The organism is Pelagibius marinus (assembly GCF_014925385.1).
GTDB lineage: Bacteria > Pseudomonadota > Alphaproteobacteria > Kiloniellales > Kiloniellaceae > Pelagibius > Pelagibius marinus.
In genome coordinates this window covers 139,765-165,216 of the sequence record NZ_JACSDK010000003.1, presented here as the reverse complement: position 1 = coordinate 165,216, position 25,452 = coordinate 139,765, and the positions used below count along the sequence as shown (strand labels likewise).

The following is a 25,452-nucleotide window of genomic DNA, read 5'->3' as shown; positions in this document are numbered from 1 at the left end:
CCCGCTGCTCGTCAGGCATCCGCGAGAATCAGAAGTTCCCGAGGATGAAGCGGCGGTGCTGCGGCTGGACCGGACGGGCATTCGCCGGATAGAGGCGGGCGAACTGCGCGATCTGGCCGGCCGAGACCTCGATCGGATCGCGGAACACCAGCCAATCGACGATTTCAGAACAGGGCGGCGTGGTCAGGGACCCTGCGTAGCGGTAGCAGGCGCGGCTGTCCGGCAGCAGAAGGCGGATGTCCACGGGCCCCGGCGTCGAGGCCTTCTGGCCGGCCTTGTGCGGCAGGCGGGTCCAGACCTTTTTCAGTTCGCCGTGCTCCCGGCCGGGCGTCAGGAAAGCCCCCAGGACCGCCAGGTTGCCCTCGGCGCTCTTGTGGACGAAGTGCGCCTCCATCGAATAGGGCCGCCCATCGACCTGGTGCTCGCTGGGATGATGGAAATGAAACTGCAGCAGGTCGTAGCGCTTGCCTTCCAGCATGACCCCGTTGCCCGGCGCCGCGTTGGCCTGGATGGTGTGCCCGTTGTTGACCACTTCAAAGGGCCCCGGCTGCCAGTCGACGGAAAGCCCGCTCAGCAGGCTGGGACGGCGGTTGTCGAGGTTTAGCGGGGACTGCTGCGAGCCGGCGCCGCAGGCCCGGTACTCCGGGGAAAGGTCGCCCCAGTGCTCGGGAGCCCCCGTGCCCTCGTAGGACCAGAGCCCTCCCCCGTGGCCGGGGTTCTCGGCAGCCGCGGGTTTGGCCGCGCCATGCGCCGGCGCAGGGGCGTCCTTGCCGGACTCGGTGGCGAGGGCGCTGCTGCACAGCGGGCAGCTCACCACGGCGCCGGCAGAAAGAAGGCGAACAAAATCACGTCGTCTCATAACCAAGCTCCACTAGGTTCAAGTCTCGAAAGCTGTCGAAAAGGGATGCCCGGGCGGCCGCCGGACAGCGCGCCGCCCGCTACGGCGCTCAGCCGGTCCGCAGGCCGGCGATGAAGTTACCGACCTCGCCACGCAGCAGTTCGGACTGCTGCGAGAGCTCCTGGGCGGCCTGCAGAACGTCGCTCGCCGCGGTCCCGGCCTGCTCTGCGGCCTGGCGGACGCCTTGGATGTTGCTGGCGACGGCCTGTGTGCCGCCGGCGGCTTCCTGCACGTTGCGCGAGATCTCGCCAGTGGCGGCGTTCTGCTGCTCCACCGCAGCGGCAATGCCGTGGGCGTTCTCGCTGATCCGCTTGATCACGGTCACGATGCCTTCGATGACGCTGACGGTGCCGCCGGTCGCGGACTGCATGCTCTCGACCTGCTGGCCGATTTCCTGCGTCGCCTTGGCGGTCTGGTTGGCCAGGGACTTCACCTCGCCCGCGACGACGGCGAAGCCCTTGCCGGCCTCGCCGGCGCGCGCCGCCTCGATAGTCGCATTGAGCGCCAGCAGGTTGGTCTGCTCGGCGATGTCCTGAATCAGGTTCACCACGGCCCCGATCTTCTGCGCCGCCTCGGCCAGGCCGTTGACCGACTGGCTGGCCTTGTCGGCTTCCTCGACCGCCTGCTGCGAGACCTGGTTGGTCTCGGCGATCTGGCGGGAGATCTCGGCAATCGACGCCGACAGTTCCTCGGAAGCGGTGGCGACGGTCTGCACGTTGGCCGAGGCCTCCTCGGAGGCGCTGGCAACGGTGACCGACTGCGCGTTGGTCTGCTCCGCGGTGCTCGACATGGTCTGAGCGCTCGCCTGCAGTTCGGTGGCGGCGGAGGAGACCGTGCCGACGACGCCGCCGACGGTGGACTCGAAGGAATCGGCCAAATCCAGCATCTGCCGGCGCTTCTCCTCGCGCTGGCGCTCCTCTTCCTTGGCGCGCTCTTCCTCCAGGCGCTTCAGCTCCAGGGTCTTTTCCTTGAAGGTGACGAAAGCCTCGGCGACCTGGCCGATCTCATCCTTGCTCTTGACGTTGACCTCGGCGGTGGTATCGCCGGCAGCCAGGCGGTTCAGGGCACTGACCACCTGGGCCAGCGGGCGCGCCACCCCAACGCGGGTGAACCACGCCGCCAGGGCAAAGCCCAGCACGGCGGAGACAAGCGACACCACGCCCATCTGCCAGATGGCCGCCTTCTCGTGCTCCTCCGCGGCCATAACGGCGGCCTCCGTGAAAGTTTCGATCTCTTCCAGCAACGCTTCGAGCTCGTGGTTCAGGTTCTCCTCTTCCTCTTCGACGCCGCGCACCAGCTCCAGCGCCTCGTAGCTGCGGCCTTCGTGGCTCAGCCGGAAGATCTCGCTCGCCTCGTCGTGGTACTTCCTGTGTTCGCTCTCGATCTGAGACAGCCCCTCCAGCACCTTCTCGAATTCGGCTTTCTCCTCGGCGCTGCGGGCTCGCTTAATGGCCGCCTCGGCGAGCCTTTCGCCCGCCGCGATTTCCTCATCGACGGCTGAGGAAAGATGCTCGAACTCGGCTTCTACCGCCTGCAGTTCTTCCGCGGTCGTCTCCTCCACCAGGCCGCTGAGCCGCAGGATCCGCTCCAGCAGCACCGCCTGCTGCAATTGGTGAACGGTGACACGGCTGACCGCTTCGGTCAGCGGCATGTCATCCTCGGCGACGCCTTCGATCTCGTGACCAATCTCACTCAGTCGCCATATTCCGATGACGGCAACAATCACCGTGGCAAGCAGGCAGAGGCCCACGATGCCGAGGAGCTTGTGCATCACCGTGGCGCCAAGCCGCCCGAAGATCCCAGATTTGAAGTCCCGCATTTCTTTCTCCCGGTCCGTACCCGTTGTTGCTGCCGGGAAGCCGAAGGGCCTCACCGGCCGGGTGGAAGTAGTCAAGGCCAAACCGCGTGGAGACGATTTTCCCATCGGTCCGACTGACCCCCTCGGCGGAAGCGGCAACAGGGGCGCTCCGCCAATTCTCGAGCAATGCGGACTTCAGTCAGGCGGCCTTTCACGGCTTTCGCATCAAGTCCGCATAGTCGAAACAATTCTCCCTTGAGGACTCAGGATATTCATTAACCAACTTAATAATGGGTAAAATTTATCTAATACCCATCCCAAAGAATACCGACATTTATTTGGACATATCCCAAAGTATTACTGCCACAAAATACTAATGGCTCGCCCACATAAGACTACCAACGAAATTGCAACTTTTACTTATATATCTCAAGCATTCTCCTATCTGAAATTGCGCCGCCCGTTCCCGCAGCCGCTGACATGACAGCCAGGGCAGGCGACGCAGACAAAAAACCGCCCCCGCGCGGGCGCGCGGGCGGCAGCCTGAGAGAGCTCTCGGGATTGGGGGTCAGGTGCCGGTGTTGCTGAGGATTTCCGTGACGCCCACCAAAGTTTGAGAAATCCGGGCTAGACTCATAAACTCCGCCCCGTTCACGCCCTTCGCTACGGGCACCCTGCCGCAACCAAATCAGGATTCTCACGAAGATGTCTGCCGCCCCCACCGCCGAAACCCGCATCGAATCCGATTCCATGGGCGAGATCGCCGTGCCCGCCGACCGCTACTGGGGCGCGCAGACGCAGCGTTCGCTGACCAACTTCAAGATCGGCGGCGAGAAGATGCCGCCGGCCCTGGTCAAGGCGCTGGGCATCCAGAAGCTGGCGGCGGCGCGCACCAACAAGGTGCTGGGCGTACTGGACGCAAAGCTGGCCGAGGCCATCTGCCAGGCGGCCCAGGAAGTCGCCGATGGCAAGCTGATGGATCACTTCCCGCTGGTGGTCTGGCAGACCGGCTCCGGCACCCAGACCAATATGAATGCGAACGAGGTCATCGCCGGGCGCGCCAACGAAATCCTCACCGGGAACAAGGGCGGCAAGGAGCCGGTGCACCCCAACGACCACTGCAACATGGGACAGTCTTCGAACGATACCTTCCCGACGGTGATGCACATCGCCGCGGTGCAGAAGATCGTCGGTGAGACCATCCCGGCCCTCGGCCACCTGCACGCGGCCCTGGACGCCAAGGCCAAGGCCTTCGAGAGCATCATCAAGATCGGCCGCACCCACCTGATGGATGCCACGCCGCTGACCCTGGGCCAGGAGTTCTCCGGCTACGCCGTCCAGATCGCCTACGGCATCAAACGCCTGGAGGGCGCCACCGAGCGCCTGCTGCAGCTGGCGCAAGGCGGCACCGCCGTGGGCACGGGCTTGAACGCCATCGACGGTTTCGCCGAGGCCTTCGCCGAGGAGGTCGCCAAGATCACCCAGCTGCCCTTCAAGACGGCGGAGAACAAGTTCGAGGCCCTGGCCGCCCACGACGCCGTGGTCGAGGCCTCCGGCGCGCTCAACACCATCGCCTGCTCGCTGATGAAGATCGCCAACGACATCCGCCTGCTGGGCTCCGGCCCGCGCTGCGGCCTGGGCGAACTGAAACTGCCGGCCAACGAGCCCGGCTCCTCCATCATGCCCGGCAAGGTGAACCCGACCCAGGCCGAGGCCATGACCATGGTCTGCGCCCAGGTGATGGGCAACCACACCACCTGCACCGTGGCCGGATCCAACGGCCACTTCGAGCTCAACGTCTTCAAGCCGGTACTGATCTACTCGCTGCTGCAGTCGGCGCAGCTCATCGGCGACGCCTGCGACTCCTTCCGCAGCAATTGTGTGGAGGGCATCGAGGCCGACGAGGAGCGCATCGCCACCCTGATGAACCAATCGCTGATGCTGGTGACGGCGCTCAACCCGCACATCGGCTACGACAACGCCGCCAAGGTGGCCAAGAAGGCCTACACCGAGAATTCCACCCTGAAGGAGGCGGCCATCGCCCTGGAGCTGCTGACCGACGAGCAGTTCGAGCAGTGGGTGCGCCCGGAGAACATGCTGGGCCCCCGGGCGAAAAAGTAGGCCGCAGGCAATTGAGCTTTCGGGCATGACCGAGAACCCGGTCCCGCCGCAGCCCGCCGCCCCAGGGGGCGGCGCGGCAGGCGGCGCGCAGATCCGCAAGCGCTCGGTGAAGATCGCCGGGCACAGCACGTCGCTGTCCCTGGAGGGCATCTTCTGGGACGCCTTGAAGGAAGTGGCCGCCGGCCGCGGCCTGTCGCTCAACGCCCTGATCGAGGAGATCGACCGCGGCCGCGGCGGCAACCTCTCCAGCGCGGTCAGGGTTTACCTGCTGCAGCACTATCGCGCCGCCGCACGCTCCGAAGCCGAGCCAGCCTCCGAAGCCCAAGCTCAACCGCCTGATCCAACATGATTTCCCCAAGAGGGCTGATCCTCGCGGCGGCACGCCTGCCCCGGCGCGCCGGCTTCAGGAAAGCCGCAACCGCGCCATCCGGGGGCCCATCTGACCGGCGCGGGAACTCGGAGCCGGAAGCCGTCCCGGCAAAAAAATTTCGCGCAGGCTGTCCAAAATAAGGACCTTCAGTCGTCATAGGGTGTGTTCATCGACCAGACGAACTTGCGACGAGAAAAGGAGCCAGCATGTCTAAGAAGACTTATTTGTGCATCCAGCGAAGTCCGATGAAGCAGCCCGAAAACCGAGAAGCCCCCTCTCCTGCCCAGATGGAGGAAATGTATGCGAAGTTCACCGCCTGGAAGGAGCGGTTTCAGGGGAACATTTCCGACATGGGTGGCAGGTTGATCCGCGGCGGCAAGATCGTCACCTCGGACGGCGCGACCGATGGCCCCTTCGTGGAGGCAAAGGAAGTCGTGGGGGGCTATATGATCGTCACGGCCGACAGCCTGGAAGAGGCCGTGGAGGTCGCACGTCAAAGCCCAGGCGTGGCGATGCCCGGGTCGAGTGTCGAAGTCAGAGAGATAGCCACGTCTTGACGCTCCCGGAGCTGTCCAAGCACTTCTTCCGTCACGAGTACGGCCGACTTGTCGCCTCCCTGTCACGCCGCGTGGGCCTGCAACACCTGGAGGCGGCCGAGGATGCCGTTCAGTGCGCTTTGATGAAAGCGGTTGAGGCTTGGACAACAACGGGTAAGCCGAGCAACCCCTCGGCCTGGCTTTATCGGGTAGCCTACAATGAGCTCCTGGGAGAGTTGCGCCGGCGCACAGGCCGTCGCCGCATCCTGGAGCGAAGCGCAGGCGAGTTGACCGGTGATCCGGCCGAGGGTCCATCGGCCTCCTTCGCAGGGGAGATGCAGGACGACCTCCTGCGCATGCTGTTTGCCTGCTGCGACGACGCCATTCCTGAGGAATCGCAGATGGCTCTGGCCCTGAAGACCCTCTGCGGCTTCAGTAGCCAGGAAATCGCCTATCGGCTGTTCACCAGCGAAGCCAATGTGTACAAACGGCTCAGCCGAGCCCGAAGCCGGTTGCGGAAGAATCCGCCTCTCCTGGATGAGCTGACCGGTGACGAGTACTCCGCAAGACTTCCGGCTGTAAAAAAAACCCTCTACCTGCTCTTCACGGAAGGCTATCTGTCGTCCCACGCCAGGATGGCGACCCGCCGTGAACTTTGCGAAGAAGCGATACGGCTAACCTCGATCCTGGCAAACCATCCGGTCGGAGAGACTCCGGAGACGTTCGCCCTCTTGGCCCTGATGCATCTGCACTTGGCACGAATGACCGCCCGCCAGGATCATACCGGCGGCCTGCTTCTCTTGGAGGAGCAGGACCGAACACTCTGGGACCACCATGGAATCCATATCGGCCTGAAGTGGCTGGAGAGGTCGGCACAAGGTGATGTCTTTTCACGCTATCACGCGGAAGCCGGGATAGCCGCCGAGCACTGCCTGGCGCCTTCGTTCCAGGAGACGCGCTGGGGCAAGGTGGTGGAGTGCTATGAATTGCTGGAACAGGCCGCACCCTCTGCACTGCACCGGATGAACCGGGCCGTGGCGGTTGCGGAATGGCAGGGCCCCGCCAGCGGCCTCTCCATTCTCGACGATTTCGTGCCCCCGACCTGGCTTGCCGGCTCCTACCTGTGGGCTGCAGTCCTCGCCGACCTGCACGGGCGCTGCGGCAACGCCCAGGTGGCGCAGAGCTATCGGGACAAGGCCCTGGAGGCCGCGCCCACTCCGGCCGTGCGGGAACTGCTCGAGCGCCGCCTCGCGGACACGAGCACCCGCTGAGAGGCTCTTAGGAGTCCGGGCGGGCTTCGGCCTGGCCATAGGGTGGCGATTGCCGGCGCCAGACACCTCCGCCGGCTCCTTGGAGCCTTGCAGCAAAGCCCCGCCGGCAGAAGAGTCAGCCTCGGCTGCAAGAGGCCCTAGCCCTAGCCTCCGAGACCCTTCAGAAGACCCTTCACGCCTTCCTTGAGCAGGTCTTCCGGTTTCATCGGCTGAGCCGGCGACTCCTGCTCCTGCCCTTGCTCGGGCACCTGGATCACCGCCGGCTGTTCGGCGGCGGCGGGCTCCTCGCGGCGCTGGAAGGGCTGGCCGCTGATGCGCACGTTGGGCGAGTCGGGTGGCCCGCGCAGCACTGCCGTCAGAAAAGCGTTCTGCGGATCGGCGTCACGGAACACGTCGGTGCGGCTTTCCATGTGCCAGCTGGGAAGGTTCACGTTGCCCGCGGTCAGGGCCTGGGCATCGCGCCCGCGCACCGTGAGGTCATCGCTGCGCAACACCCCCTGCTCCATCGCGAAGGTGCCGTCTATCTTGGCCGGGGCGCCGGCGAAGGCACTGAACAGCATGGTCGTGCTGTCGGTGACACCGCGCACCTCCTTCACCTTCTTGCCCAGCAGGTTGAGCACCAGGGCGCCGGCCTGCTCCTCCACCTTGGCCGCGACGGTCACCGTGCCGTCCAGCTTGCCCCGGCCGTTCAGCGCGGAGACCAGGGCCGCCTCGCTGAGCCCCCGGGTGTTCAGGCTGCTCTCCAGAGAAATCGGCCCGGAAAAGCGGTCGCTGTCGGCCAGGGCGCCCAATAGTTCCTTCAGTTCCACATCGATGGCGGTGACGGCCGCGGCCACCTCCATCCCGCCGGGCGCGCTTTCGCGGAAGTCGGCCTTGCCGGTCACCGCCAGCGCCCCGCCGTAGGTCTGCGCGTTGAACTTCCGCAGGTCGAGGATCCCGTCGGCCAGCACCGCTTCGACTTCGGCTTTGTCGAGGCGCAGTTTGTCGGCGACGATCGCTTTGGCGCGCAGCTTGATGTCGGCGTCCAGGCCGCGCAGGGCGCTGACGTCGATCGGCTTGGTCGACCAGCGCTCGCGTCCCGCCGCGGCGCTGCTGCCCGCGGCTGATCCCGAGCCGCCGTTCTTCTTCGCCTTGCCGCCGCCCGCGGCGGGCGCCCCCAGGGCGGCCAGCGGCAGGACGCCGGTTTCCAGATCAGCGGTGATCTTCGGCCGCAGCGCGGCGAGGTTCACGGAGACGTCACCGCTCAGCACCTCGGTGCCCGCCGCCTGGCCGGTGAGGCCAGAGAGGCTCACGGCCCCCGGTGCCGCCGCCAGCCGCCCCTTCAGGGCCACCGGCCCCAGGCCCGCGGGCACCGAAGCCTCGCGCAGCAGTTCGCCCATCAGCACCGAGAGATTCGGATGATCCAGCTCCAGCACCGCATCGACCGAGGGGGCGGCCGGCTGCAGCTCGGCCTTGCCGGCGGCGCGCAGGTTGCCGCCCAGGGCCGCCAGCTTCTGGTCGAAACGCAGCGCTTCCCGGTTGCCGTTGACCGCACCGCTGAGAGTGAAGGACTCCAGCGGCAGCTGGCCGCCGGTGCTGACGCCGAAGGCCTTGGCGAGACGCGACAGCGCCGCCACCGAGACGTCGAGCGAGCCGTCCAGCGAGGGGTCGCGGTCGACGTTCGCCAGGCTGCCGGCGAAGCGGCCGCGACTGCCGGCGAGATCGGCCACCGACAGCTCGCGCACCACCAGGCCGCCGCGCTGCAGGGTGGCGTCCAGGCGCAGGCCGTTCAGCGGCAGTCCCCGGTAGGTCATCTGGCCGACCTTCACGTCGATGTTGGCATCGAAGCGGCCGAGCAGGGCGAGACCGGCCGGCGGTGGCGCCTGTGAAGCGCCCGCCCCGGCCTGCGGGGCCGCGCCCTCGCCCTGGGTGGCGCCCGGCGCCGCTTCCTGGGACGGGGCGGGCGACGCCGCGGTCATCTCCGGCAGATAGGCGTCGAGGTTGATGCGGTCCAGGGAGACGCCGATGCCGAAGCCCGGCCGGTCGCGCAGGGCCACGGCCACGCCGCCGGTCAGCCGGCTGACGTCCAGGCTGAGATCGATGTCGCGCAGCGTGATCTGGCCGGGCGCGGCGTCGACACCGGTCTTCAGCGACAGGCGGCGCAGGCGCTCGGGCGGTACCGCGGCGATGTCGACGCCCAGCCAGTGCAGCAGGCCGCGCAGGTTGTCCGAGGAGGCTGCGACGGTGCCGCCGAAGCGCGGCCCCTGCGGCGTCAGGCTGAGCTGTCCGGCAAGCGATACGTCGGAACTGCCCGGCAGCTGCGCCGCGGCTTTTTCCACCTCCAGCTTGCCATCGGCCAGACGCGCGACGATGTCGACCTGGCGCACCGTCTGGCCCCGGTACAGCAGCGCCCCGGCGCTGAGCTTGAGGCTGGCGGTCACGTCGCGCGGCAGGCCCGGCGCTTCGCCGGCCGCCGCGGCGCCGTCGTCCTCACGTGCCGCCGGCGCCTCGGCCGTCTGACCGCCGCTGCGCGCTTCGCCGCCTTCGCCCTTGGCTTCCTGGCTCAGCAGTTTGTCGAGGTCGATGGTCTTGGTCGAAAAGCTGGCGGTGATGTCCGGCACCTCGCCGAAGGTCGCCGCGGCCTCGCCGTCCAGCGAAACATCGCCCAGCTTGAAGGTGATGGCCTCCGCCGTGGCTTCGTTGTCGCTGCCCGAGATCTCCGCCGTTACGGCAAAGGGCCGGGCCAGTTGGGACGGCAGGTCCGAAGGCGTTTCGGCAAGCGGCAGTCCGCGAATCAGGCGGGCAAGGTCCTCGCCCTCCGCCTGCAGACGGCCGCGCAGAGTCTGCAGATCCTGGTGGCGCGACAGGGCGCCGAGAAAGGTGCCGCTGGCCGCGGACCGTGGCAGGCCGAGCGACAGCGACAGCGCGGTCGCGCCGTCGTCGACCAGACGGTCGAGGCTGAAGTCGAACTCCAGCGGCACCTCCTGATAGACGGCACTGCCGACCACGACGAAGGGCCCGATCAGCGACTCGGCGCCCAGCTCGGCATTGAGGCCGGTGAGCACCTCGGCGCGGCCGCTGCGCGCGTCGCGATAACGCAGCGTGCCGTCCTCGATGATGAAGCTGTCGACACGGATCGATTCCTCTCCGGCCGCGCCGCTGTCCGGCTCGTCGCCGCTGCCGCTCGCCGCGGGGGCACCCGCCGGGGACGCCTGCGCGGCGGCGAAAGTCCAGTTGACCCGGCCGTCCGGCAGCACCTCCAGCAGGACCTCCGGCTTTACCAGGGTCACGCTCTCGACCCGCACCTTACCGCCCAGCAGCGGCGCCAGAGCGACGCGGATCTGCAGCTCCTCGAGCTGCACCATGGCCGGGTCCGAGCCACCCTCGACATTGGCCAGGGTGACCTCACGGGCCGCGAAGGCCGGAGCCGGCAGCAGGCGCAGGCTGACATCGCCGGCGATCGTCAGGTCGCGGCCGGTCTGTTCCTTGACCAGCGCGGCAATGCGTCCCTTCTCCCCGTTCCAATCCCAGAAGCTGGGCAAGACCAGCAGTCCCCCGATCACCAGGAGAACCAGAACGACAATTGATACGGCCGCCTTTTTCACGATGCTTTCCTGTGCCTTCTTGGCATCCCTGTGCCCATTTTTGCCTCACCGGCTTCTTTCCACGGTGCGCCCCTTTTTCGGAGCGCGCCCGGGGGACATTGCAACCGCGCCTGTTTCCGCTAAGCTACTTTAAATTGGGCCTTCCCGGCAAAGCGGAAGCGCGGGCGGGACCTCGAAACGCCCCTCAGGGACGATCGGACAGGAGTATAGCCCCGAAGCCCGGCCGAGCGTTATGGTCATAGGGGACAATTTCCGGCTGGGACTTCGGCGCGCGGACTGGAAAGCGGGCCAAAAAGGGCCCAGATGCAAAGAGGCGTTCTTAAGTGGCTTACAAGAGCGCGAAACAGAGTACATAATGGCAGGCAACCGCTAGACGAGCTTGAAGGAACCTCACGCTTAACCAAGCCGGCGAGTGATAGTGGCAATGGGTGAAATCGTCGATCTGGACGCATATCGCGCCGCACAGCGGCAACGGCAGCGCGAAGAGGCCAAGCGCAAGGACCGCAGCCGTTCGCGGGCGGAGCGCGGCGAGGCCAGCAACACTAAGCCGGAGGCCGAGCCTCTGGAAGAAGATCCCGCGTAGCCTCCGGCCCCGCGGGACTGCCGTCAGCAGCCTTACAAGGTCTTGCGCCGCGACGCGCGCAACCAGGCCTTGCGTATCTCCATCACCACAAGCAGTGACAAAGCGACGCCGGCAACCGTCAGCCAGTCGATCAGGCTGATCGGCTGAACCGCCAGCACGTCGCTGATGCCCGGCAGGTACATGGCCGCCACGTGACTGCCCTGGGCGCCGAGAATCGCCAGGATCAGGAAGGGGTTGGCGCCCAGCGGCACGGCGAAGGCCGAGCGCTCCTCGGAGCGGGCGTTGAGCGCGTGGACGTTCTCGAACAGCACCATGAGCAGCAACAGCAGGTTGCGGGCCTGGTCCTCCGGCAACCCGCGCTCCAGGGCCCAGAAGTAGAACCCGAAGGCGCAGGCGCCCATGTAGACGCCGCCGACCAGCACCTGGCCGAGCATGCGCCGGTCGAAGAGCGACTCCTCACGCGGGCGCGGCGGGCGGTCCAGGATTCCGGGTTCGCCCCGCTCGAAGGCCAGGGCGACGTCCTGGATGCCGTTGGTCACCAGGTTCAGCCACAGCAGCTGCACAGCGAAGAGCGGCAGCGGAAAACCGGCGCTGATCGCCAGAAGGAACAGCACGATCTCGCCCAGGCCGGTGGTGACAAGCAGGTAGATCAGCTTGCGCACGTTGTCGTAGGCGACGCGCCCTTCCTCGATGCCGGCGACGATGGAGGCGAAATTGTCGTCGGTGAGGATCAGGTCGGCGGCGCCGCGCGCCACGTCGGTGCCGTCCTTGCCCATGGCCACGCCGATATCGGCGGCGGCCAGCGCCGGAGCGTCGTTCACGCCGTCGCCGGTGACCGCCACCAGGTGCCCTGCCTGCTGCAGGCAGCGCACGATCTGCAGCTTTTGCGGCGGCCCGACGCGGGCGAAGACCTGGGCGCCGCCGCCCAGTTCGGCAAAGCGCGCAGGCTCGTCGGCCGCCGCCGTCAGCTCGCGGCCGCTGACCACCTGGGCGTCGCCCCCCGCGCCGTCGGCCCCGATACCGAGCTGGCGGGCAATGGTGCGCGCGGTCTCCGGATGGTCGCCGGTGATCATCACCACCTCCACCCCCGCCGCGCGGCAGCGCTCCACCGCCGCCGGCACCTCCGGGCGCACCGGGTCCATGAGGCCGACCAGGCCCAGCAGCCGCAGGTAGCGCAGCGAGTCCGGCGCCGCGCGCTGCGCCGCCTCCTGCGAGACCACGCCGCTGGCCACGGCCAGCACGCGATAGCCCTCGGCCGCCAGGGCCTCGCCCGCCTCCAGCGCCCGCGCCCAGTCGACGCCGTCGCACATGGGCAGCAGCGCCTCCAGCGCCCCCTTCACGTGCACGGTGACGTGGCCGCCCGGCCGGCGCGCCTCGGGCCCGGCGGTGTAGGCGGCGACAAAGGCGGCGCCGTAGCGGCGCTGCGGCTCGTAGGGGATGATGCTGAGCTGGGCGGTCTCGGCCTTGGCCCGATCGGGGTCGATGCCCAGCTTGTGCGCCAGCACCAGGAAGGCCACGTCCACCGTGTCGCCCAGATGGCTGACCGACTCCTCGTGCAGGCGCAGCTCCGCCTCATTGCACAGCACGGCGCTGCGCGCCAGCTCCAGAAAGCCGGCCTGTTCCTGCGGCGTGGGGTGGCGGCCGTCCACGGTGATGCCGCCGTCGGGGCGGTAGCCCTCGCCCGCCACCGCGCCTTCGACCGCCGGTCCGACATCGTCGAACAGCACCAGCCGCTTCACGGTCAGCTCGTTGCAGGTCAGCGTCCCGGTCTTGTCGCTGGCCACCAGGGTGCAGGCGCCGAGGCCCTCCACCGCCGGCAAGGCGCGCACGATGACGTCGCGCCGCGCCATGCGCGAGGTGGCGATGGCCAGGGCCACCGTGATCGCCACCGGCAACCCCTCCGGGATGGCCGCCACCGCCAGGGCGACGGCGACCAGGAAGACGGTCAGGATCGACAGGCCCTGGGCGAGCTGGACCGCCGCCAGGACGGCGATGGCCACCAGGGTGGCGATGCCGATCCAGCGGCTGAACTGCTCCAGGCGGCCGATCAGCGGCGGCAGCGCCTGGTCCGGCGCCGCCAGCGCCGTGGCGATGCGGCCGATCTGGGTGTGGGCGCCGGTGGCCGCCACCACGCCCTGGGCGCGCCCGGTCAGCACGGTGGTGCCGGCGAACAGCAGATTGGTCCGCTCGGCCATGGGCGCCGCCTCGTGCAGCATCTCCGCGGCGTCCTTCACCACCGGCAACGATTCGCCGGTCAGCAGGGACTCGTCGACGGTGAGTTCCTGCTGGCTCAGCAGGCGCAGGTCGGCGGGCACGGCAGAGCCCGATTCCAGACGCACCACGTCGCCGGGCACCAACCCGGCCGTGTCGACGCGGTGCGACAGGCCGTCGCGCAGCACCACCGCCGTAGCCTGCAGCATGCGGTCCAGGGCGGCGGCGCTCTGCTCGGCCTTCCACTCCTGCACGCCGCCGATCAGTGCGTTGAGCTGCAGCACCACGAAGATGAAGGCCGCGTCGCTCCACTCGCCGACGACGAGCGAGACCACCGTGGCGGCCAGCAGCAGATAGACCAGCGGGCTCTTGAACTGACGCAGGTAGACGACCAGCACCGGCGTGGTCTCGCGGCGCGGCAGCCGGTTCTCGCCGTAGCGCGCAAGGCGCTCGGCCGCCGCCGTATGGGTCAGCCCGGCGCGGCCGCTGTCGAGCCGCAAGAGAGCCTCCTCCGCCGACAGCGCATGCCAGGCGCCGCGCGGCGGCGCCGCGCCGGCCGGCGGGTGTTGCGGAGAATCGGCGGGACTGACCTCAGCCATGATGCCGCAAAGAATGCGCGGCGGGCGCGGGGACCGCAAGCGACAGATGGGTCGCGGGCGGAACCGGCGTCAAACGGTCAATATCTTGCCGGGGTTCATGATGTTGTCGGGGTCGAGCGCCACTTTCAGCTGGCGCATCACCGCCAGCGCGTCGCCGTGCTCGGCCTGCAGGAAGCGCATCTTGCCGGTACCGACGCCGTGCTCGCCGGTGCAGGTGCCGCCCATGGAGAGCGCGCGCATCACCATGCGCTCGTTCACGCCCTCGGCCTTGGCCATCTCCTCCGGGTCGTCGGGATCGATGACGAAGGTCAGGTGGAAGTTGCCGTCGCCGACATGGCCGACGATGGGCGCCAGCACGCCGGTCTCGTCGATGTCCTTGCGGGTCTCCAGGATACACTCGGCCAAGCGCGAGATGGGCACGCAGACGTCGGTGGCCCAGGCGCCGGAACCGGGCTTAAGAGCCAGGCAGGCGAAGTAGGCGTTATGCCGCGCTTCCCACAGCTTGGTGCGGTCCTCCTGGCGCGTTGCCCACTGGAAGTTGGCGCCACCGTAGTCCCGGGTGATCTCGCCGACCAGTTCCGCCTGCTCCCTGGCCCAGGCCTCGGTGCCGTGGAACTCGAAGAACAGCGTCGGCTTCACCGGGTAGTCGAGCTTGGCATAGGCGTTGATGGCCTTGACCTGCAGTTCGTCCAGAAGCTCGATGCGGGCCACCGGGATACCGGACTGGATGGTCAGGATCACCGAGTCGACGGCCCCTTCCAGGGTGTCGAAGGAGCAGACCGCCGCGGCCATGGCCTCGGGAATGCCGTAGAGGCGCAGCTGCACCTCGGTGATGATGCCGAGGGTGCCTTCGGAACCGACGAAGAGCCGCGTCAGGTCGTAGCCGGCCGAGGACTTGCGCGCCCGCCCGCCGGTGCGAATCACCCGCCCATCGGCCAGCACCACCGTCAGGCCCATGACGTTCTCGCGCATGGTGCCGTAGCGCACGGCGTTGGTGCCGGAGGCCGAGGTCGCCGCCATGCCGCCCAGCGAGGCGTCGGCGCCCGGGTCGATGGGGAAGAACAGGCCGGTGTCGCGCAGGTAGGTGTTCAGCGTCTTGCGGGTCACCCCGGCCTGCACGCGGCAGTCCAGGTCGGCCTCGTTGACCTCCAGGATGGTCGCCATGTTGGAGAGGTCGATGCAGATGCCGCCCTGGGCCGCCTGCACCTGGCCCTCCAGGGAGGTTCCGGTGCCGAAGGCGATGACCGGACGCTTGTACTGGGCGCAGAGCTTGACGATGGCCGAGACCTCTTCGGTGGACTCGGCGAAGGCCACCGCGTCGGGCGCCTCCATGGCATGGTAGGAGGCATCCTTGCCGTGGTGCTCGCGCACCGCCTGGGCGGTGGAGAGGCGCTCGCCCAGCAGCGCGCGCAGCGCCTCGATCAAGGGGTCCTGCGGCTGGTTTCTCTTGTCTTCCGCGGCGTCAGCCATGGGTCTCTTTCCTCCCTGGGGGGAGGCACTATAGCAGAGGTCGTCGGCAGGCGTGCAATGCTGCGAAAGGCCATAACCGCCCTGGGGTTACGGGGCTTGGGGAGGACGGAGCTCGGGAGCGCGGTCTAAGGACTGGACCGCATCTGCGCCGGCAGCCAGGTGGCAATCTCCGGGAAAGCGACGACCAGGATCACGGCCACCACCATGATGCCGAACATCGGCAGGGCCGCGCGGGCGATGAAGGGGATCTCGTGGTGGGTCATGCCCTGCAGGACGAAGAGATTGAAGCCCACCGGCGGGGTGATCTGCGCCATCTCCACCACGATGACCAGGAAGATGCCGAACCACAGCATGTCGATGCCGGCCTGGCGCACCATAGGCTCGACCACCGCCATGGTCAGCACCACCGCCGAGATGCCGTCCAGGAAGCAGCCCAGCACGATATAGAAGACGGTCAGCGCGGCGATGAGCGCCAGGGGCGACAGCTCCAGCGAGCCGATCCAGGCCGCCAGGTCGCGCGGCAGGCCGGTGAAGCCCATGGAGAGGGTGAGGAACTTCGCGCCGGCGAGAATGAGGGCGATCATGCAGGAGGTGCGGGTCGCGCCCATGAGGCTCTCGAGGAAGCTCTCCTTGCTGAGCGAACCCTGCAGCAGCGACAGCACCAGGGCGCCGACCACGCCCAGCACCGCGGCCTCGGTCGCCGTGGCGATGCCGGCGTAGATCGAGCCCAGCACCGCCAGGATCAGCAGGATCACCGGCAGCAGGGAGAAAGAGTCGCGGAACTTCTGCAGGAACCCCGTCGCCGCCTCGCGCGGCGGCATGGACTCGGGTCTCAGCAGGGCGCGGACGAAGATGAAGCCCATGAAGAGCAGCGCCAGCATGATGCCGGGGAAGACCCCGGCCATGAAGAGGCCGGCGATCGACTCGTTCACGGTGACGCCGTAGACGATGAGGATGATCGAGGGCGGGATCAGCAGGCCCAGGGTGCCGGCCCCGGCCAGGGTGCCGATGATCATGTTCTCCGGATAGCCGCGGCGGCGCAGCTCCGGGATCGACATCTTGCCGACCGTGGCGACGGTGGCCGCCGAGGAGCCGGAGATGGCGGCGAAGAGCGCGCAACCGGCCACGTTCACGTGCAGCAGCCGTCCCGGCAAACCGCCCAGCCAGGGCGAGAGGCCCTTGAAGAGATCCTCCGACAATCGCGTCCGGAACAGGATCTCGCCCATCCAGATGAACAGCGGCAGGGCGGTCAGCGTCCAGGACGAGGACGCGCTCCAGATCGTCGTCGCCATGGCGTCGCCGGCCGGGCGGCTGGTGAAGAGCTCCATGCCGACCAGCGCCACGCCGAGCAGCGACAGGCCGACCCAGACGCCGCTGCCCAGCAGGAAGAACAGCACGGCGAGAAAGAGGACGGTGAGCAGCAGGTTTTCCATCAACCCACCACGTCTTCGGGCGGCGCTTCTTCCGGCGCGGCTTTCTTGTGGTCCAGCGGCGCGCCCCGTGCCACCGCGATCAGGCGGTCAGCCAGGGCGACGGCCAGCAGCACCGAGCCCAGCGCCATGCCAATCTGCGGAACCCACAGCGGCGTCGCGTCGGCGCCCTCGCTGACGTCGCCCAACGTGTGGGAGACACGCACCATCTTCACCGAGTACCAGGCGAGATAGCCGGCGAGGAAGGTGCCCACGGCGAGGCACCAGAGTTCCGCCGCGCGGCGGCGGGGACCGGAGAATTTGTCGATGAAAAGGGCGACGCGGATATGCCCGCCCTTGCCGAAGGTGTAGGCCAGGGCCAGGAAGGACGAGGTCGCCATGGCGTAGCCGGCGTAGACCGTCAGGCCCGGCACGTAGAGGCCCAGCAGGCGGGTGATGATGGACAGCAGCACCAGCACCGCGATGGAGATCAGGCCGAGGCCGGCGAGTGCCCCCGCGGCCAGGTAGAGCCGGTCGAGCGCGGCGCGCATCTTCTGTCGCTTTCCCCGAAGAAGAGAGCGGCCGGTGATCCCGTCACCGGCCGCAGCTCCTTCTCAGACCTTACATCGCCTTGTAGGCGTCGATGACCGACTTGCCGCTGTCGCCGGCGCGTTCCAGCCATTCCTCGGTCATGGTGGCGCCGATCTGCTCGAAGTCGGCTTTCAGCTTGGCGCTCGGCGCTTCGATGACCATGCCCTCGGCGGCCAGCTGCTCCTTGTACCAGTCGGAAAGCTCGCGGGCCTTGTTCCAGCCCCGCTCCTCGGCGGCGGCGGCGGCATCCAGCACGACCTTCTGCAGCTTCGCATCAAGGCCTTCCCAGGCCGCCTTGTTGACCACCACCATGTTCTTCGGCAGCCAGGCCTGGACGTCGTACCAGTACTTCACATGCTCCCAGATCTTGCGGTCGTAGCCGGTCGAACCGGAGGAGATCATGGAATCGGCGACGCCGGTCGCGAAGGCCTGCGTCAGCTCCGCCGCCTCGATCTTGGTCGGCACCGCGCCCATCAGTTCGGCCAGCCGCGAGGTCGCCGCGTTGTAGGCGCGGAACTTCACGCCCTTCATGTCGGCGGCCGAGTTCACCGGGTTCTTGTTGTAGAGACCCTGCGGCGGCCAGGGCACGGTGTAGAGCAGCATCAGGCCGGCCTCGTCGAGGGTCTTCTCGAGCTGCGGCTTGGAGGCCTTATAGAGCTTCCAGGAATCGTCGAAGCTGGTGGCGAGGAACGGCAGGGCGTCGACCTCGAACAGCGGGTTCTCGTTGCCGAGAGCCGAGATCAGGCGTTCGCCGATCGGCGCCTGGCCGGTGCGCACGGCGCGGTAGATCTCCCCGCCGCCGAACAGCGAGCCGCCGGGGTGAGCGACGATTTCCAGCTCACCGCCGGAAGCCTTGGTGACATCCTCGGCGAACTGCGCCGCGTTTTCGGAGTGGTAGTTGCTGGCGGAATAGGCCAGCGGCATATCCCACTTCTCGGCGGCCGCCGCGGACGTGGCCGCGAGGCCCAGCGCAACGACCGAAGCAATCCCGCCAAGGGATTTAAGGAACGTGTTCATTATATTGTCTCCCTGTTTGGCCTTCGGCGGGACTTTGGTGCCCGCAGAGTTTTCCCAATAAGCCTTCAGGCCAGGTCCTGCATGAGAGGCCGCGCCATTGCGCCCTTCAAGGGCTCAACTTTAGGCGCGGCGCCCGCCGGCAGGCAACTGACGCAACACAATGACATTTTATCGATAAATTATCAACGTTTTCGTTCTGACCCTCCCGCGGGGTTTCTGAGGGCGGCAAGCCGCCCCTCTACAAGGGTGACCAGGTCATGGACCGGCAGGCCGAGGGCCCGGGACAGGGCCGCGCGGTAGGGCGGCAGGTTGGTGCACTCCAGCACCACGGCGCCCAGCTCCGGCTGCGCGGCCTGCAGGGCGCGCCCGGCGGCCAGCACGTCGGACTCCGCCGCCGCCGGGTCCAGCACCGCGAGGTCCCGGGTGATCACCCGGTGCAGCTCACCGCCCTCCTCCAGTCCCGCGAGCGGCGTATCGGCCGGGGCCCTGGCGGCGGCCAAGTGCGCGGGCGAGAGGCGGCGCGCATCGATGGTGATGACGCCGACCCGCGCACCTGGCGGTAGGCCGGCCTGCACGTCCGGAACCTGCAGCAGGCTGGAGGTCACCACCGGCACCGGCAGCGCCGCCTGCAAGGCGTCCTGCGCCGTCACCAGGAAGCCGCAGGAGGTGGTGATGAGGTCGGCGCCTTCGGCCACCAGGTCCCGCCCGGCCGCGGCGAAGGCCTCGACCAGGCCCTCGGGCAGAGGTCCACTGCGCACCACAGCGGCCACATCGGCGGGCTCGACCACCTGATAGAGGCTGGGCACGGACCAGGTCTGCGGGTTGCCGACGTCGCCCGGCGGACGCGGAAAGCCCGTCTTCAGCATGAGGACGCCCAGGGTGGGCTTGCCGTCTGCGCGCATGCGTCATCCTAACGCCTTCCCCCGCGGACCGGAATGCCGCTAAACTCCTGCGTGTATGCAGGCGGACTAGAAGCGACTTCGGGTATGAATGAATCTACTGCAGCAGTTGGCATCGATGCGCGATACGCACGGGCTCTGGAAATCTTACTGCGCAGCACCACGGTGCCCCTACGCGAAGGCGGCGCTGTCGTCTTTCCTGGGGGCTTCCCCGGCCGGGGCTATCGCCTTGATGCCCAGCAGTTCGAGCGCTATCGCGCCGGGCTCGAGTCCGCCTTGACTGGCAAAGCCGGCCGGCGGCTAAGGCGATGGATATGGGTGATCGTCTTCCTCGGTCTTTTCGGCCTGATGTTCGGCTTTGCCGCCGCGAATTTCCTCAGAAAGGCGCCCTTGTTCCACTCGGAACTGGACGCTCAGCTTCCTCTCCTCGGCATCGCCGCGGTCTTCATCGGATTTCTCGCGGCCATCGTCCTTCTGAACAATCGGGGTATGGCCTTCGCGCGGGAATTCCGGCCGGCACCGAGGGTGAGCCGCTTCGCCCATCTCCACAGAAGATATCTGGGCGTTGTCGTGGCTCAGAACTTGAAGCCAATCGCACAGTTGCTCCTGGCCCTGCTGCCAGCCGCCGCGGCTTTCTATCTCACGAAGGTCGCGTTTGCCTCTGGAATGCCTTTTCCGCTCACCCTTTTCTTCGTGCTGCCTCTTCTCGCCTTTGCGGCTTGGCGGACCATCCTGGTGACGATCTACTGGTCCTTCCGCCGCAAACACGGCCGTGGCCCCACAGAAGAAGATTTGACACCGATTTAGGGTATCCCTCCGGTGAGCGCCGCGGCTTGGGACGGTGACGGGACGTCGTTTTCGTAGTGCACTGTCGCTATGGATATGGATAGCGACGGTGGCTTGATTGGCCGGCTGGAAGTGGTGAACACCGGTCGGCGTCGGCGATGGAGCGATGCCGAGAAGGTGCGGATTGTCGAGGAGAGCCTGAGCGGGCGCCGCCTGGCGTCGGCGACGGCGCGGCGCCACGGGATTTCGAGGACGCTGCTGTTCCGCTGGCGCAAGGCCTATCGCGAGGGGCGGCTTGATGGCGGCCAGGCCTCGGTGTTCGTGCCGGCTATGGTCGTGCCGGAGGAACCGGACCCGCCGGCCCGGGAGGCTGCATCAAGCGGCCGCATGGAGATTGTCGTGGGCGACGGCCGGTCTGTGATTGTCGGCCCGGACGTCGATCCTGGCGCACTGGCGCGGGTGCTCGCAGTGCTGGAGGGGCGATGACGATCGCGGTCCCCGCTGGCGTGCGGGTCTGGCTGGCCGGCGGGGTGACCGACATGCGCCGGGGCATGAACGGGCTGACGCTGCAAATCCAGGAGGGCCTGGGACGTGACCCACACGCGGGTGATCTTTTCGTCTTTCGCGGCCGGCGCGGCAATCTGATCAAGGTCCTCTGGCATGATGGCATCGGCCTGTCGCTCTACGCCAAGCGGCTGGAGCATGGCCGTTTCATCTGGCCCTCACCGGCCAGCGGGGCCGTCGCGATCTCGGCGGCACAGCTCGGCTATCTGCTCGACGGCATCGACTGGCGCAACCCGCGCCGTACCTGGCGGCCGGCCTCGGCGGGCTAAGGCAAGCCGGTCGGCCATCTGCGACCAATTGACTCAATCGGTCGATTGACAGGCGGAAATCCGCCACAGCCTTGCGGTTTTGGCTAGAATCGTGGCCATGACAGCTGCCCCGGAGGACATCGCCGCACTGCGCGCCGCCCTGGCGGAGGCCGAGGCACGGGCCGCGGCGGCGGAGGCGCAGGTCGCCCGCCTCACGGCGCAGGCCTCCGGCACCGAGGCGCTGATCGCCGGCTTGAAGCTGCAGATCGAGAAACTGCGCCGCGAGCTCTATGGCCAGCGCTCCGAGCGCAAGGCGCGGCTGCTGGACCAGCTGGAGCTGGAGCTCGAGGAGCTGGAGGCAACGGCCAGCGAGGACGAACTCGCCGCCGAGCGGGCCGCCGCCAGGACCACGCGGGTCGCGGCGTTCGAGCGCAAGAGGCCGGCGCGCAAGCCCTTTCCCGAGCACCTGCCGCGCGAGCGCGTGGTCATTCCGGCGCCGCAGACCTGCGAGGCCTGCGGCTCGGACCGCCTGTCCAAGCTGGGAGAGACGGTCACCGAGACGCTGGAGGTGATTCCGCGGCAGTGGAAAGTGATCCAGACGGTGCGCGAGAAGCTCGCCTGCCGCTGCTGCACGCACATCAGCCAGCCACCGGCGCCGTTCCACGTCGTGCCGCGCGCCTGGGCCGGCCCCAGCCTGCTGGCGATGATCCTGTTCGAGAAGTTCGGCCAGCACCAGCCGCTCAATCGCCAGAGCGAGCGCTACGCCCGCGAGGGCGTCGAGCTCAGCCTGTCGACCCTGGCCGACCAGGTCGGCGCCTGCGCCCACGCTCTTAAGCCGCTGCACGATCTCATCGCCGGGCACGCCCTGACGGGCGCGCGCCTGCACGGCGACGACACCCCGGTGCCGGTGCTGGCTAAGGGTAAGACCGACACCGGTCGGATCTGGGTCTACGTCCGCGACGATGCGCCGTTCGGCGGCGACCGGCCGGCGGCACTGTTCCACTACTCCAGGGACAGGTCGGGCGACCACCCCGTCGCGCACCTCGCAATCTTCTCCGGCATCCTCCAGGCCGATGCCTACAGCGGCTACAACCGGCTCTACGAGGCGGGACGTCCCTCCGGCGCCGTTACGCCGGCGTTCTGCTGGAGCCACGGGCGGCGCAAGTTCTACGAGCTGGCCGACATCGCCAAGAAGGGACGCCGGGGCAAGCGCGCGCCGCCGATCTCGCCGCTTGCCCTGGAGGCGGTGACGCGGATCGACGAGGTATTCGATGTCGAGCGTGCCATCAACGGGCTGAGCCCGGAGGAACGCCTGGCCGTCCGTCAGGCGCAGGTGCGGCCCCTGGTCGAGGATCTGGAGAGCTGGATGCGCGAGCATCGCGCCGCCCTGTCGCGCCATGCCGATGTTGCCAAGGCCATGGACTACATGCTCAAGCGCTGGGACGGCTTTGCCCGGTTCCTCGAGGACGGGCGCATCTGCCTGACCAACAATGCGGCCGAACGCGCATTGCGCGGTCTGGCTCTCGGCAGACGCTCGTGGCTGTTCGCGGGCTCGGATCGCGGCGGCCAGCGCGCGGCGGTGATGTACACCCTGATTGTCACCGCCAAGATGAACGATGTCGATCCGCAAGCCTGGCTCGCCGATGTGCTGGCCCGCATCGCCGAGATGCCCCAGGCCCGCCTCCATGAACTCCTGCCATGGAACTGGAAGGCCGCCCGGGAGTCCGTTCAGGCAGCCTGAGCCGCGGCGCTCACCGGGCTCACCGGAGTGATACGAACCGAAAGAGGTAACGATGCCTGTAGACGTAAAATTGCAGCCTGCAATATTAGAGCTGGTTGACGTCTTAATGCGCGGTGAGTTTGAGCGTCTAGAACTCGATGGCCGCATCGGGCGGTTGACGGCTGCCGAGCTAAGTAGAGCGCTTAGCGAGTATGGTGGCAAGTTGGTACCCTTGCCTGATGATGCGTTTGATAGCGCCGACTGCTATCCAATTGAAGGTGAGGCGAGCAAGTGGGCAGTGGATCTGCCCTTATGGACACGAGAGGAAGGGCGGAGCGATCTCACGCTGGCGCTGTCGATCAAGGAGGATAATGGGAAAGTGCTTGTGGAGATTGATGATCTGCACGTTCTCTAACGGCCTCTAAGACCACATTTGGCGCGCCGCTGCCCGTGCTGTGGTGATCTCCGCTGGGTGGGCAGCTCATTAGGCCGCTACACTTGCCAAGCACACTGTGCCGTATTCGCCTGGGCCTCATCGGAAGTCTCTATGGCCCCGGTTGCGCCCATTTGATGAAGGGGATCTATTGCTTAGCGACGGCGATTGCTTGAACCGCGGCGCTCGCCGGATGGTTACGATTTAGGCGGCCTCCCTCATCCTCCACCGGCGTCGGCCGGCGACGCGGTCAACCTGGCGCGGGCAAGGGCCAGGGGCGAAGGCGAGATACACGGTCCCGGCGGACGCGGAAAGCCCGTCTTCAGCATGAGGACGCCCAGGGTGGGCTTGCCGTCTGCGCGCATGCGTCATCCTAACGCCTTCCCCCGCGGACCGGAATGCCGCTAAACTCCTGCGCACAAACGACAGGGAAGCAAACGACTCCAGGTATGAGCGAAGAGACCAACAAGCCCCCGACCCGGCTGTCGCGCGAGGAGAAGAGCCTTCAGCTCATGCTGCTCAGCATGACGGTGCCCTTCCGCGAGGGCGGCGGGCTGGTCTTCCCCCTGGGCTTTCCCTTCGCCGGCTACCGGCTCGACGAGTGGCAGTTCGAACGGTACCGCTCGCTGCTGGACCGCAGCCTGCTCAGCCCGGAGATGAAGCGCGAAGGGCGCCTGGTGCTCGCGGTCTTCACGACGCTCGTCTGCGTGATCGTCGGCGGTAACGTCGTTTCCTTCACCTTTTCCTTTTTCGAAGACAGCGCCTATGGGCAGACCGTCCGCCAGTGGCTCCCGGTCGCATGGTTCGTCCCCTTCGTCTTCATCGTGACCTACAGCTACGTCCTCGCGCGGCGCTATGCGCAGGCCGTGCAGGAACGCTTCCCCGGCGCCCGCCGGACCGCGCGCGGCGCCTACCTGCGGCGGCGGCTGCTGGGCTACATGGTCGCGAAGTCCTTCAAGCCGCTGCGCGCCCTGGCAATCGCGGTCTTTGCCGTCCCCCTGGGCGCGCTGCTGCTGGCCGCCGGCCTCTGGGTGCCCGTCGTCTTCTATGCGCTTCTCGGGTTCATGCTGCTGCTGATCGGGCTCTTCCAGGGGGTCCTGCTGGCGGTCTACTGGTCTTTCCGCCGCCAGCAGGGCCGCGGCCCCAGGGCGGAAGACCTGGAGCCGGTCTAGCGCGCCGGCCTCAGCCCTCGGCGGCTTTCGGATAGAAGCCGAAGGTGCGGCCTTCGCCGTCCTTGCCAAAGGCGCTGATGGCGATGCCGCCTTCATTGAGAAAGAGCCGCGCCTCGATCCGCAGGCCGCTGTCGCAGGTGGCGGTCCAGTCGGCGTCGGTCGGCGTCTGCAGGACGTAGCTGCCCTGGCACTCGTCGTTCACCTCGGGCAGGGTGAGGCGCAGGCCGCCTTCGGCGCCGGCGCGGTTGTAGTAGGCCCGCCCGCTCTTGATGTCGCCGCGCCCCTGCCAGCCGACCCTGACGGCCTCGCTGATCCAGGGGGAAGGCTCGGCCGGCACCTCGGCGACGCGGCCGCCCTGGCGCAGGCAGGACCAGGGATGGGAGACGAAGTAGACGCGGCCATTGACCTCGCACTCCAGGCGGGTCTCGGCGGCCTGATCCGTGGTGCCGCTGCAGCCCGCGGCCAGGCCGGCCAGGGCCAAGGCCAGGCATCCCACTCCCGCAGACTTCATCGCCAGCGCTCTCCCACTTGGTGTCACACCACAATTAAAGGTAGATTGCCCACCGCAGAGGCGCAACAGGACTTCGCGGGGGATCAGGACAGAATGAAAGGTATTCAAACAACCGTCATTCTGGCTGGCGGCCTGCTGGTTGCGATGGTCGGCTGCTCGGCCACGGTGCAGGATGCGGAAAAACTGCTGGCCGAGTGCAATGATCAACTCTTCCAGGAGGGCGGCGCCGCGCCCGGGGCGGCATTCTCCGAGGCGACACTGGAACTCTGCGAAAAGGCCTTGGCCGCAAGTCCCGGGGAAAAGGAACTCATGCTCTCACTGGGGACGGCCTACTTGAGGACCGGCCGGGACGACCGCGCCGCGGAGCTGATCCAGGCCGCCGTGGATCTCGAGTATCTCAATGCTTATGCGGCCCTGGCATTCCTGTACATGACCGGCACAGGTGTTCCGACAGACTACCGGAAGGCCCGGCAGGTGGCGCGCCATGCGGCGAATCTTGGAGATTCGTCCGCACAGAACATACTTGGCGTCATGTGCGCGGCCGGTTTGGGCGCACCCGCCGACAAACAGGAGGCGGCACGGTGGTTTCGGCTCGCGGCGGAGCAAGGAAATCGTGCCGCCGCCGAGCACCTTCGCCGCCTGGAAAACAAGCCTTAGTTGC

Annotated in this window: 22 protein-coding genes; 12 read left to right on the top strand and 10 right to left on the bottom strand. The window is 67.5% G+C overall.

Annotated elements, in window-relative coordinates; all coding sequences use genetic code 11:
* Nucleotides 1-28: 28 nt before the first annotated feature.
* On the bottom strand, nucleotides 29-859 hold the full coding sequence (locus tag H7X47_RS06020; protein WP_193367744.1) for a carbonic anhydrase: 831 nt from the start codon (nucleotides 857-859) through the stop codon (nucleotides 29-31).
* 88 nt (nucleotides 860-947) lie between these two features.
* Nucleotides 948-2,717, bottom strand: coding sequence for a methyl-accepting chemotaxis protein (locus H7X47_RS06015; RefSeq protein ID WP_193367743.1), 1,770 nt, complete (start codon nucleotides 2,715-2,717; stop codon nucleotides 948-950).
* Between the two features lie 684 nt (nucleotides 2,718-3,401).
* On the opposite strand from H7X47_RS06015, the gene fumC reads away from it, so the two are divergent.
* The 4 genes from fumC to H7X47_RS05995 all read left to right on the top strand — a co-directional run bounded on the left by fumC (nucleotide 3,402) and on the right by H7X47_RS05995 (nucleotide 6,994).
* Nucleotides 3,402-4,817, top strand: a complete 1,416-nt coding sequence (fumC, locus tag H7X47_RS06010) for a class II fumarate hydratase (protein ID WP_193367742.1) — start codon at nucleotides 3,402-3,404, stop codon at nucleotides 4,815-4,817.
* A gap of 25 nt (nucleotides 4,818-4,842) precedes the next feature.
* On the top strand, nucleotides 4,843-5,166 hold the full coding sequence (locus tag H7X47_RS06005) for a ribbon-helix-helix domain-containing protein (protein ID WP_193367741.1): 324 nt from the start codon (nucleotides 4,843-4,845) through the stop codon (nucleotides 5,164-5,166).
* A gap of 227 nt (nucleotides 5,167-5,393) precedes the next feature.
* A complete protein-coding gene (locus H7X47_RS06000) occupies nucleotides 5,394-5,744 on the top strand; it encodes a YciI family protein (protein ID WP_193367740.1) in 351 nt (116 codons plus the stop codon).
* Nucleotides 5,741-6,994 carry an RNA polymerase sigma factor gene (locus H7X47_RS05995; RefSeq protein WP_227010245.1) on the top strand — a complete coding sequence of 418 codons (1,254 nt, stop codon included), beginning with the start codon at nucleotides 5,741-5,743 and terminating at the stop codon, nucleotides 6,992-6,994. Before H7X47_RS06000 ends, H7X47_RS05995 begins: the two co-directional genes overlap by 4 nt.
* 143 nt (nucleotides 6,995-7,137) lie before the next feature.
* Here the strand turns inward: H7X47_RS05995 and H7X47_RS26270 are convergent, their stop codons facing one another.
* Nucleotides 7,138-10,578 (bottom strand): AsmA family protein, encoded by a 3,441-nt coding sequence (locus H7X47_RS26270; RefSeq protein ID WP_193367739.1) that lies wholly within the window; start codon nucleotides 10,576-10,578, stop codon nucleotides 7,138-7,140.
* A 424-nt stretch (nucleotides 10,579-11,002) separates the two neighbouring features.
* On the opposite strand from H7X47_RS26270, the gene H7X47_RS05985 reads away from it, so the two are divergent.
* Nucleotides 11,003-11,161, top strand: a complete 159-nt coding sequence (locus tag H7X47_RS05985) for a hypothetical protein (RefSeq protein ID WP_193367738.1) — start codon at nucleotides 11,003-11,005, stop codon at nucleotides 11,159-11,161.
* 32 nt (nucleotides 11,162-11,193) lie between these two features.
* Here H7X47_RS05985 and H7X47_RS05980 read toward each other — a convergent pair whose 3' ends face one another.
* The 6 genes from H7X47_RS05980 to H7X47_RS05955 all read right to left on the bottom strand — a co-directional run bounded on the left by H7X47_RS05980 (nucleotide 11,194) and on the right by H7X47_RS05955 (nucleotide 19,360).
* Nucleotides 11,194-13,971: a cation-translocating P-type ATPase gene (locus tag H7X47_RS05980; protein ID WP_193367737.1), complete on the bottom strand. Its 2,778-nt coding sequence runs from the start codon at nucleotides 13,969-13,971 to the stop codon at nucleotides 11,194-11,196.
* Between the two features lie 69 nt (nucleotides 13,972-14,040).
* Nucleotides 14,041-15,441 (bottom strand): FAD-linked oxidase C-terminal domain-containing protein, encoded by a 1,401-nt coding sequence (locus tag H7X47_RS05975; RefSeq protein WP_193367736.1) that lies wholly within the window; start codon nucleotides 15,439-15,441, stop codon nucleotides 14,041-14,043.
* 125 nt (nucleotides 15,442-15,566) lie between these two features.
* Complete coding sequence (locus H7X47_RS05970; RefSeq protein ID WP_193367735.1) at nucleotides 15,567-16,874, bottom strand: TRAP transporter large permease; 1,308 nt, start codon at nucleotides 16,872-16,874, stop codon at nucleotides 15,567-15,569.
* Nucleotides 16,874-17,401, bottom strand: coding sequence for a TRAP transporter small permease (locus tag H7X47_RS05965; protein WP_193367734.1), 528 nt, complete (start codon nucleotides 17,399-17,401; stop codon nucleotides 16,874-16,876). The genes H7X47_RS05970 and H7X47_RS05965 overlap by 1 nt, the downstream gene beginning before the upstream one ends.
* 70 nt (nucleotides 17,402-17,471) lie before the next feature.
* Entirely contained in the window at nucleotides 17,472-18,458 is a 987-nt protein-coding gene (locus tag H7X47_RS05960) for a TRAP transporter substrate-binding protein (protein ID WP_193367733.1), read from the bottom strand.
* Between the two features lie 182 nt (nucleotides 18,459-18,640).
* Nucleotides 18,641-19,360 carry an aspartate/glutamate racemase family protein gene (locus H7X47_RS05955; RefSeq protein ID WP_193367732.1) on the bottom strand — a complete coding sequence of 240 codons (720 nt, stop codon included), beginning with the start codon at nucleotides 19,358-19,360 and terminating at the stop codon, nucleotides 18,641-18,643.
* A gap of 84 nt (nucleotides 19,361-19,444) precedes the next feature.
* On the opposite strand from H7X47_RS05955, the gene H7X47_RS05950 reads away from it, so the two are divergent.
* The 6 genes from H7X47_RS05950 (at nucleotide 19,445) to H7X47_RS05925 (ending at nucleotide 24,280) form a co-directional block, all read left to right on the top strand.
* Entirely contained in the window at nucleotides 19,445-20,164 is a 720-nt protein-coding gene (locus H7X47_RS05950) for a hypothetical protein (RefSeq protein WP_193367731.1), read from the top strand.
* A 69-nt stretch (nucleotides 20,165-20,233) separates the two neighbouring features.
* On the top strand, nucleotides 20,234-20,629 hold the full coding sequence (tnpA, locus tag H7X47_RS05945) for an IS66-like element accessory protein TnpA (protein ID WP_227010244.1): 396 nt from the start codon (nucleotides 20,234-20,236) through the stop codon (nucleotides 20,627-20,629).
* Nucleotides 20,626-20,976 carry an IS66 family insertion sequence element accessory protein TnpB gene (tnpB, locus tag H7X47_RS05940; RefSeq protein ID WP_193367730.1) on the top strand — a complete coding sequence of 117 codons (351 nt, stop codon included), beginning with the start codon at nucleotides 20,626-20,628 and terminating at the stop codon, nucleotides 20,974-20,976. The genes tnpA and tnpB overlap by 4 nt, the downstream gene beginning before the upstream one ends.
* A gap of 97 nt (nucleotides 20,977-21,073) precedes the next feature.
* Complete coding sequence (gene tnpC, locus H7X47_RS05935; protein WP_193367729.1) at nucleotides 21,074-22,696, top strand: IS66 family transposase; 1,623 nt, start codon at nucleotides 21,074-21,076, stop codon at nucleotides 22,694-22,696.
* Nucleotides 22,697-22,748: 52 nt separating this feature from the next.
* Complete coding sequence (locus H7X47_RS05930) at nucleotides 22,749-23,090, top strand: DUF7668 domain-containing protein (RefSeq protein ID WP_193367728.1); 342 nt, start codon at nucleotides 22,749-22,751, stop codon at nucleotides 23,088-23,090.
* Between the two features lie 467 nt (nucleotides 23,091-23,557).
* Nucleotides 23,558-24,280, top strand: coding sequence for a hypothetical protein (locus tag H7X47_RS05925; protein ID WP_193367727.1), 723 nt, complete (start codon nucleotides 23,558-23,560; stop codon nucleotides 24,278-24,280).
* Between the two features lie 10 nt (nucleotides 24,281-24,290).
* On the opposite strand, the gene H7X47_RS05920 is transcribed toward H7X47_RS05925, so the two are convergent.
* Nucleotides 24,291-24,791 carry a hypothetical protein gene (locus tag H7X47_RS05920; RefSeq protein WP_193367726.1) on the bottom strand — a complete coding sequence of 167 codons (501 nt, stop codon included), beginning with the start codon at nucleotides 24,789-24,791 and terminating at the stop codon, nucleotides 24,291-24,293.
* 93 nt (nucleotides 24,792-24,884) lie between these two features.
* On the opposite strand from H7X47_RS05920, the gene H7X47_RS05915 reads away from it, so the two are divergent.
* Nucleotides 24,885-25,448: a tetratricopeptide repeat protein gene (locus H7X47_RS05915; protein ID WP_193367725.1), complete on the top strand. Its 564-nt coding sequence runs from the start codon at nucleotides 24,885-24,887 to the stop codon at nucleotides 25,446-25,448.
* Nucleotides 25,449-25,452 lie beyond the last annotated feature (4 nt).